The organism is Falsiroseomonas sp. RANM36, from assembly GCF_056682175.1.
In genome coordinates this window covers 1,386,346-1,395,118 of record NZ_JBWXTD010000003.1, presented here as the reverse complement: position 1 = coordinate 1,395,118, position 8,773 = coordinate 1,386,346, and the positions used below count along the sequence as shown (strand labels likewise).

Below are 8,773 nucleotides of genomic sequence, written 5' to 3'. Positions count from 1 at the left end.
GGGCGGTTTTCGGCCGCGATGCGGCCGCGCAGGCCTTCGACGATCTGGCGCGAGATGGAGAGGCCGAGGCCGGAGTGCTGGCCGAATCGCTCGCCGGTGGGGCGTTCGCTGTAGAAGCGGTCGAAGATGCTCTCCAGCTTGGCTTCGGGGATGCCCGGCCCCTCGTCTTCCACCGTGACCTCGACGAAGGCCCCGACCGGGCGCGCGCGCACCCAGACATGGCCCTTCTGCGGGCTGAAGGAGACCGCGTTGCCGATCAGGTTGCGGAACACCTGCACCAGCCGGCCCTCCACGCCGCGCACGATCAGGCGGTCCGGCGTCTCGATCTCCACGATGGGGTCTTCCTCGTCGCGCGGGGCGGCGTGGAGCTCGCCGAGCGCGCCGAGGATGGGCGCGACATCCACCGGCTGCGCGACGGTGCGGGAGAGTTCGGCGTCCACCTTCGAGCTGTCGGAGATGTCGTTGATCAGCCGGTCCATGCGCACCGCGTCGTCGGAGATGATCTGCAGCAGGCGGCGTTGCTTGGGCGGGTCCTCGATGCGGCGCAGCGTCTCGATCGCGCTGCGTACGGAGGTCAGCGGGTTCCGCAACTCGTGCGCGACATCGGCGGCGAAGCGTTCGTTGGCGTCGATGCGGGCCCAGAGCGCGCGGGCCGCGTCCTGCAGGTCGCGGGCCAGCACGCCGATCTCGTCGTCGCGCGCCAGCAGCCCGGCCGGCACGCTGCCGGCGCGGCCCTCGCCTTCGCGCATCGCGGCGGCGGATTCGGCCAGCTGCAGGATCGGCGTGGCCAGCGTGCGCGCCAGGTAGAAGGAGGCCAGCACGGTCAGCAGCAGCGCCAGGCCGAACAGCGCCAGGACCGAGACGCGGATCTCGAGCAGGCGCGCATCCACCTCCCGCGCCTCCCGCGTCAGCAGCACGATGCCGACGGCGGTCGCGCCGCGCCGCGCGGGCTCGGCCACCGAGACCAGCAGCCGGCCTTCGGCGGTGCGGCGGATATAGGGCCGCACGCCGCCCTCCAGCGCCAGGCGCAGCTCCTCGCGCCGGTCGGCGGTGGTCTGGGCGTTGCCGGTGCCGCCGAATTCCGGTTGCCAGTCGAAGGAGGGCGCGTCGGGGTTCACGTCCACCGTCACGGTGCGGCGCGAGCCGACCGGCAGGACGGAGAGGATGCGGTCGTACACCCCGCCAACCGTGCCGGCGAAGGCGCCGCGGGGTTCGGGCGGCGGCAGCGGTTCGGTGGTGATCGCGCCGCCCGGTCCTTCGCGCACGCGGCTGTCGGCGACGAGCAGGCCGGTGGTGTCGAACAGGCGCGCCTGTGTGTTGGGCGAGGGCTCGACCAGGCGGCGCAGCAGCGGCCGGGCGGCCTCGGGCACCAGCACGGTGCGGTCGTCGCGGGTGCGGGTGGCGGCCTCGCCGATGGCGCCGGCGTAGATGCGCGCCTGGGTGCGCAGCGCCTCGACCTCGGCGGCGAGCAGGCCGTTCTGGTACTGGTCGAGATAGAGCAGCGCCGCGGCCAGAAGGGCGGGCGGCAGGGCGTTGAGCAGCAGGATGCGGCGCAGCAGCGGCGAGAGCCATCGCCGTTGCCGCGCTTCGGTGTTCGACTGCACCAGCGGTGCGCCGCTTGCGTCCGGCATCCGGGGCCCTGTCCGTCCTGGCCGCAGGCTAGCCTATCGCGGTGGCAGCCAGAAGCGCGGTGTCACGCCTCCTTGTAGCGGTAGCCCAGCCCGTACAGCGTCTCGATCTGCGCGAAGTCGTTGTCCACCTGGCGGAACTTCTTGCGCACGCGCTTCACGTGGCTGTCGATGGTGCGGTCGTCCACATAGATGTTCTCGCCATAGGCCGCGTCGATCAGCTGGTCGCGGTTCTTCACCATGCCGGGCCGCACCGCCAGCGCCTTGACCAGCAGGAACTCCGTCACCGTCAGCTGCACCTGCTGGCCCTTCCAGAGGCAGGTGTGCTTGGTCTCGTCCAGCACCAGATCGCCGCGGGCGATGATGCCGCCGGCCGCCGTGCCGCTGCCCTCCGCACGGCTCGCCTCGTTGCGGCGGAGCAGGGCGCGGATGCGCTCCAGCAGCAGGCGCTGGCTGAAGGGCTTGGTGATGTAGTCGTCGGCGCCGAGCCTGAGGCCCATCAACTCGTCCAGCTCGTCGTCCTTGCTGGTCAGGAAGATCACCGGCAGCTGGCTGCGCTGGCGCAGGCGCTGCAGCAGCTCCATCCCGTCCATGCGCGGCATCTTCACGTCCAGCACGGCGAGGTCGGCCGGGCGCGCCAGCAGGCCTTGCAGGGCGCTTTCGCCGTCCGTGTAGGTGCGGACCTGGAATCCCTCCTGCTCCAGCGTCATGGAGACGGAGGTCAGGATGTTGCGGTCGTCGTCCACGAGCGCGATGGTGGGCACTGTCGATGCTCCTGGGGCATGAGCGCGGGGCGGCCGATGCCGCGCCCCTGGCATGCCACGCGCCTATCCTGGCGCCGGATTGTGGCAAAGACGGGTCGGGCAGCGGGATACGATATGGCGATGGAAGGGCTGGGCTTCGAGGCGCGGCGGCTGATCCGCGGCGCGATTTCGGCGACGCTGGCCACCAGCGCGGAGGGCCAGCCCTTCGCCAGCCTGGTCACCCCGGCGACCGCGCCGGACCTGGCGCCGCTGCTGCTGCTCTCGAGCCTGTCGGAGCATACCAGGCACCTGCGGGCGGAGCCGCGCTGCGCGCTGCTGTTCGCGGGCGTGCCGGAGGGGGCGAACCCGCAGACCGCGCCGCGCGTGACGCTCAGCGGCCTGGCCGAGCCGGTGCCGGCGGCGGAGGTGCCGGCGCTGAAGGCGCGCTGGCTCGGCCGGCACCCCTATGCCGCGCTCTATGCCGATTTCGGCGATTTCGCCCTGTGGCGGGTGCGGCCGGGAGGGGTGCTGCTGGTGGGCGGGTTCGCCCGTGCCACGCGGCTGAAGCTGGCCGAACTGCTGCCCGACCCGGAGGCGGTGGCGGCGGTGGCCGCGGCGGAGGCCGAGATCCTCGCCCATGTGAATGCCGACCATCCGGATGCCGTGGCGGCGATCGCGGAAGGGCTGCTCGCCGGCGGGGCCGGGGCCTGGAGGCTCGCCGCGGTGGACACCGATGGCTGCGACCTGGCGCTCGACGAGAGGGTGCTGCGCCTGGCCTGGGCGGCGCCGGTGGCGGATGCCGACGGGGTGCGCGCACAACTCATTCGTGCGGCCCGATCCGCCCGCAACAACCTCAACAAGGACATGTCAGCGGAGTAACCAACCGGTTCACGTTGTCACATTCGCTTAGCGGGCGTAATTTCGCCGCAGTCACCCAGGATAGGGTGGTCATTGCGCGACGCGGCCGGAACGCCCCCGATCCAGACCCGGTCCGCGCGCCCGAGGAGGCCCTAGATGACGTCCGCTGATGCAGCGCTCGCGGGGACCGGCGTCGCCGGCCCGGCGGAGATCCATGCCAACCTGGCGGCTAATGGGCTCTATGCCCATGCGCTGCGCCGCGGCGAGGGGCGGCTTTCCGCCGACGGGGCCTTCATGGCGGTGACCGGCCAGCACACCGGCCGCTCGGTCCAGGACAAGTTCGTGGTGGACGACCCCGAGGTGCATGACGCCGTCTGGTGGGGCAAGGTGAACCGCCCTCTGTCGCCGGCGAACTTCGCCAAGTTCAGCGGCCAGGTGCGCACCTGGCTCGGCCAGCAGCCGGAGCTCTTCACCCAGGACCTCTATGCCGGCGCCGATCCGGCCCACCGCATCCGCGTGCGCCTCATCACCACCAATGCCTGGCACGCGCTGTTCGCGCGCAACATGTTCATCCGCCCGCCGCGGGCGGAGCTCGCTTCCTTCAAGCCGGACTACGTCATCCTGCATGCGCCGGAATTCGAGGCCGACCCGGCCGAGATCGGCTGCCGCACCGGCACCTGCATCGCGCTGAGCTTCGCCGCGCGCACGATCTGCATCGCGGGCACAAGCTATGCCGGCGAGATCAAGAAATCCATCTTCACCGTGATGAACTGGATCCTGCCGGATCGCGGCGTGCTGCCGATGCATTGCAGCGCCAATGTCGGCAAGGCGGGCGATTCCGCGCTGTTCTTCGGCCTGTCCGGCACCGGCAAGACCACGCTGAGCAGCGACCCCGAGCGCGCGCTGGTCGGCGACGACGAGCATGGCTGGTCGGACAGCGGCATCTTCAACTTCGAAGGCGGCTGCTACGCCAAGGTCATCAAGCTGTCGAAGGAGGCCGAGCCGCAGATCTGGGACGCCTCCCACCGTTTCGGCGCCGTGCTGGAGAACGTGATCGGCGACGAGTTCGGGAATCTCGACCTCGATGACGGGCGCCTCACCGAGAACACCCGCTCCTGCTACCCGATCGAGTTCATTCCGAACACGGTGGCCGGCGGCGTCGCGGGCAAGCCGAAGAACGTGGTGATGCTGACGGCCGACGCCTTCGGCGTGCTGCCGCCGATCGCGAAGCTGACGCCGGCGCAGGCGATGTATCACTTCCTGTCCGGCTACACGGCGCGCGTCGCCGGCACCGAGAAGGGCCTCGGCAAGGAGCCGCAGGCGACCTTCTCCACCTGCTTCGGCGCGCCCTTCCTGCCGCGCCATCCCGAGGTGTACGGCCGAATGCTTTCTGAGCGCATCGCGCGCGACGGTGCGCAGGTGTGGCTGGTGAACACCGGCTGGACCGGCGGCGCCTATGGCACCGGCAGGCGTATGAGCATCCAGCACACCCGCGCGCTGCTGCGCGCCGCGCTGGACGGCTCGCTCGCCAAGGTGGAGTTCGTGCGCGACCCGTTCTTCGGCTTGATGATGCCGAAGGCCGTGCCGGGCATCCCGAGCGAGGTGCTGAACCCGCGCGAGACCTGGGCCGACAAGGCCGCCTATGACCGCCAGGCGAAGCACCTCGTCAGCCTGTTCGAGCAGAATTTTTCGACGTTTGCCGACGCCGTCGGCGATGATGTGCGGGAGGTGGCGATCCGCGCCGCGGCGTGATCGCCCGGCCCTCCCCCGCTTGCGGGAGAGGGTGCCTGAGCGACGTGGTGGGGGCGCACCGCGCATCACATGCGCTGCGCGCCCGCACCCTGACCCTCCCCCGCCAGCGGGGGAGGGCCTAAGGTGGCACGATGCCCCTCGACGACACGCAGCGCCGCGGCGGACGCGGCGAAGGCCCGGCGCCGGCGCGCAACGTGCTCGGCGGCGCGCTGCTGCCCTGCTCGGTCGCGCCGCTCACCGGCTTCTTCCGCGACGGCTGTTGCAACACCGGGCCGCATGACCTCGGCCTGCATGTGGTCTGCGCGCAGGTGACGGCGGAATTCCTGGCCTTCAGCAGGGCACGCGGCAACGACCTCTCCACGCCGCGCCCCGAATACGGCTTCTCCGGCCTCAAGCCCGGCGACCGTTGGTGCCTTTTGCGCCGCGCGGTGGGAGGAGGCACGCCTGGCCGGCGTGGCGCCGCCGGTGCTGCTGGAGGCCACGCATCTCGCCGCGCTGGCCGTCGTCGCGCTGGACGACCTGAAGGCGCACGCGCTGGAAGGCTGAGTGGCGCGGGGCGGTTCAGCCCCGCATGAAGCGGCGCTCCGGCCGGTAGGTCAGCCACCGATGCATCGTGGCGATCAGGCGTTGCACTGTCGCGGACATGGTCTGTCACCGTCCTGCGGGGAAAGGGGCCGTCCTGGCGTCGGTCGGCCAATCCCGCCCGACGCATCCCAATCTGACGCAGAAGGATTGACGCGGTGTTGGCGCCGCCGCGGCTTTTTCGCGGCGGCCGCCCGGTTTCAGCTGTCCAGCCGGATGCCGAGCTCGCGGATCAGCGGCCGCCACAGCGCATTCTCGGCCTGCACGAAGGCCTGGAACTCCGCCGGCGATTGCGGGCGGTATTCGATGTCGCGGTCACGCAGCCGGCTGGTCAGCGTCTCCGTCTGCATCGCCCGGATCATCTCCTGCGAGAGGCGGCCGACGATCGCGGGCGGTGTCGCGGCATGCACGCTCATGCCCTGCCAGCCATAGGCGACCGCGTCGTAGCCCAGCTCCCGCGCGGTGGGCGCGGTGGGCGCCAGCGACGTGCGCTGCTCGGTCAGCGCCAGCAGGGTGCGCACCTGGTTGTCGCGGATGAAGGGCGTGCCGGTGAAGGTGTCGATCACCACCACGTCCACATTGCCCGCCAGCAGGTCCTGCATCGCCGCGGGCCCGCCGCGATAGGGCACATGCTCGGCGAACAGGCCGCTGCGCCGCTTCAGCAACTCCATCGCCAGGTGGTGGGGGGAGGCGACGGCCGGCGTGCCATAGGTCGGCGGCCGGGTCTGGGAGGCCTGGCGCAGCGCGGCGAAGTCCCGCCAGGGGCTGTCCGGCCGCACCACGACATAGAGCGGGAACAGCCCGATGAACCCCACGCCGGTGAAGTCGCGGTCGGGATCGTACGGCAGCCGGCTGTAGAGCGCCGGGTTGTACACCAGGATGCCGTTGTCCACATGCATCCAGCTGTAGCCGTCGGCCGGGCTGCGGGCGACGAGCTCGGAGGCCAGCACCGCGCCGCCGCCGGGACGGTTCTCCACCACCACGTTCTGGCCCAGCGCCGGGCCCATCACCCCCGCGATCAGGCGGGCGAAGGTGTCGGAGGCGCCGCCGGCCGGGTAGCCGACCACCCAGCGGATCGGCCGCGAAGGCCAGCCCGTGCCGCCTTGCGCCTGGGCCGCGCGGCCCGACACCAGCCCCGCCGCGCCGATCACACCCCCGAGCGCGCCCCGACGACCGATCATGATCTGCTCCCTGTCGCGGCACATTGCCGCCGTTCCGCGCGCCAAGCGCGCCTGCCATGCGAAAGGCGGCGGAGAAGCTGGCGAAACGATGTCTTGATCCTGCCACATCGGAGCAGGACATTGGGAGACATGCGCGCGATGGTCGGCATCTCCTGCTGCAACAAGCCCTTCGGCCTCTTCGGGACGCCGAACCATGCCGCCTCCGACAGCTATGTCCGCTGCACCCTCGGCCCGGTGGGCGGCGTGCCGGTGCTGCTGCCCGCCGCCGGGGAGGCGCTGGTGCCGGACATCCTGCCGCGGCTGGACGGGCTGATCCTGACAGGCAGCCGCTCCAACGTGCATCCCGACCACTACGAGGGCCCCGCCCATGCGGAAGGCACGCCGGAGGACCCGCTGCGGGACGCCACGACGCTGCCGCTGATCCGTGCCGCCATCGCCTCCGGCCTGCCGCTGCTGGCGATCTGCCGCGGCTTCCAGGAACTCAACGTCGCGCTCGGCGGATCGCTGGACCAGCGGATCCAGGACCTGCCGGGGCGGCTCGACCACTCCACGCCGTCCGACCAGAAGCTGCCGAAGGTGCGCACCGGCAAGGCGCATGCGGTCCGGGTGAGCGCGGACGGGATGCTGGCGCGCATCTGGAACCAGGCCGCCCTCCCCTGGCGGCCGCAGGGCGTGGCGGTGAACTCGCTGCACAACCAGGGCATCCAGCGCCTGGCGCCGCGCCTGGTGCCGGAGGCCTGGGCGCCGGACGGCACGATCGAGGCGGTGCATGTGGCGGATGCGCCGGGCTTCGTGCTCGGCGTGCAGTGGCATCCGGAATACGACTGGGAAGAGGATGCGCTGAGCCGCGCGCTGTTCGAGGCCTTCGGCGCCGCCGCAGCCGCCTGGGCGGCCGGCCAGCGACCCGGCGAGCGACCCGGTGCGGGGGCGCCGCGCCTGGCTGCGGCCTGACGGCGTCAACTGCCGCGCGGTTGCAAGCGTTCAAACCGCCGCGACCTGACGCCGATTCCGTCGAATCCGTGTCGCCGGGACACATTCGCCTTTTGCATGGGGGGCTGTGGACGCGCTACTCTCTGTCGGCCGGCCCTACTACGCCGGTGAGCGATCCGGTTCCCCTGCCGGCTCGCCCGACCATTCCGATCGGAATAGGACAGTAGCGCCCGGTCACCCCCCTGACCGGGCGTTTTTCCTTGCGTCGGAAACAGGCCGAATTCCTGCCTCACGATCTTGCGCGGGCGCGTCCAGCCGGTAAGAGGGCCGTCGCTGTCCGGTTGGGGAACATCGTCCACATGTCCGACTTCGTCATCGCACCGCCCAAGATCGCCTATCTGCCGGTGAAGGGGGGCGGGAAGTTCCCGGTCCGCCGCATCTTCTGCGTCGGGCGCAACTATGCCGAGCACGCGATCGAGATGGGGTCCGACCCCACGCGGGAGCCGCCCTTCTACTTCGCGAAGCCGGCGGATTCCGTCGTGATCGACGGCGCCGACATGCCCTATCCGAGCCAGACCAAGAACCTGCATCACGAGATGGAGCTGGTGGTCGCCATCGGGACGGGCGGCGCGGACATCGCCATCGGCGACGCGCTGAAGCATGTCTGGGGCTGGTGCGCCGGCCTCGACATGACCCGCCGCGACATCCAGAACGAGGCGAAGAAGACCGGCCGCCCCTGGGACATGGGCAAGGGCTTCGACCATTCGGCCCCGATGGGCCCGCTGGTGAAGCATGACGGCTCCTATGACGGCTCCAAGGGCAAGATCGAGCTGAAGGTCAACGGCGTGGTCAAGCAGGTCTCCGACCTGTCCAAGCTGATCTGGTCGGTGCCCGAGGTGATCGCGAACCTTTCGGGCCTGGTGCGGCTGGAGCCGGGCGACCTGATCATGACCGGCACGCCGGAAGGCGTGGCGGCCGTGGTGAAGGGCGATGTCCTCGAAGGCTTCGTCGAGGGCGTCGGCGAGGTCCGCACCAAGATCGTCTGAGGGCACTCGTCCGGCCCGCGCGCCCTTCTCCCTCCCCCGCTCTGCAGGGGAGG

The 8,773-nt window shown here is 71.0% G+C and carries 7 protein-coding genes and 2 pseudogenes; 6 read left to right on the top strand and 3 right to left on the bottom strand.

Going from position 1 to position 8,773, the window contains the following annotated elements:
- Window positions 1–1,631 (bottom strand): sensor histidine kinase (locus AC1MIR_RS11535; protein WP_480028299.1); only part of this gene is annotated, 1,631 nt, incomplete at its 3' end.
- Between the two features lie 62 nt (window positions 1,632–1,693).
- A complete protein-coding gene (locus tag AC1MIR_RS11530; protein ID WP_480028298.1) occupies window positions 1,694–2,446 on the bottom strand; it encodes a response regulator transcription factor in 753 nt (250 codons plus the stop codon).
- A gap of 66 nt (window positions 2,447–2,512) precedes the next feature.
- Here AC1MIR_RS11530 and AC1MIR_RS11525 point away from each other — a divergent pair, with 66 nt between their 5' ends.
- The 4 genes and pseudogenes from AC1MIR_RS11525 to AC1MIR_RS11510 all read left to right on the top strand — a co-directional run.
- Entirely contained in the window at window positions 2,513–3,250 is a 738-nt protein-coding gene (locus tag AC1MIR_RS11525) for a HugZ family pyridoxamine 5'-phosphate oxidase (RefSeq protein ID WP_480028297.1), read from the top strand.
- Window positions 3,251–3,385: 135 nt separating this feature from the next.
- Window positions 3,386–4,981 (top strand): phosphoenolpyruvate carboxykinase, encoded by a 1,596-nt coding sequence (locus AC1MIR_RS11520; protein WP_480028296.1) that lies wholly within the window; start codon window positions 3,386–3,388, stop codon window positions 4,979–4,981.
- 131 nt (window positions 4,982–5,112) lie between these two features.
- A pseudogene (locus AC1MIR_RS11515) lies at window positions 5,113–5,388 on the top strand (DUF2237 family protein); the annotation flags it as partial.
- Window positions 5,389–5,413: 25 nt separating this feature from the next.
- Window positions 5,414–5,527 (top strand): annotated as a pseudogene (locus AC1MIR_RS11510) (DUF2237 family protein); the annotation flags it as partial.
- Window positions 5,528–5,763: 236 nt separating this feature from the next.
- Here AC1MIR_RS11510 and AC1MIR_RS11505 read toward each other — a convergent pair.
- Entirely contained in the window at window positions 5,764–6,744 is a 981-nt protein-coding gene (locus tag AC1MIR_RS11505; RefSeq protein ID WP_480028295.1) for a Bug family tripartite tricarboxylate transporter substrate binding protein, read from the bottom strand.
- A gap of 129 nt (window positions 6,745–6,873) precedes the next feature.
- On the opposite strand from AC1MIR_RS11505, the gene AC1MIR_RS11500 reads away from it, so the two are divergent.
- The gene (locus tag AC1MIR_RS11500) at window positions 6,874–7,695 is read left to right on the top strand and encodes a gamma-glutamyl-gamma-aminobutyrate hydrolase family protein (protein WP_480028294.1); all 822 of its coding nucleotides are present in this window, start codon (window positions 6,874–6,876) and stop codon (window positions 7,693–7,695) included.
- A 338-nt stretch (window positions 7,696–8,033) separates the two neighbouring features.
- A complete protein-coding gene (locus AC1MIR_RS11495; protein ID WP_480028293.1) occupies window positions 8,034–8,720 on the top strand; it encodes a fumarylacetoacetate hydrolase family protein in 687 nt (228 codons plus the stop codon).
- The last annotated feature ends 53 nt before the right edge of the window (window positions 8,721–8,773 follow it).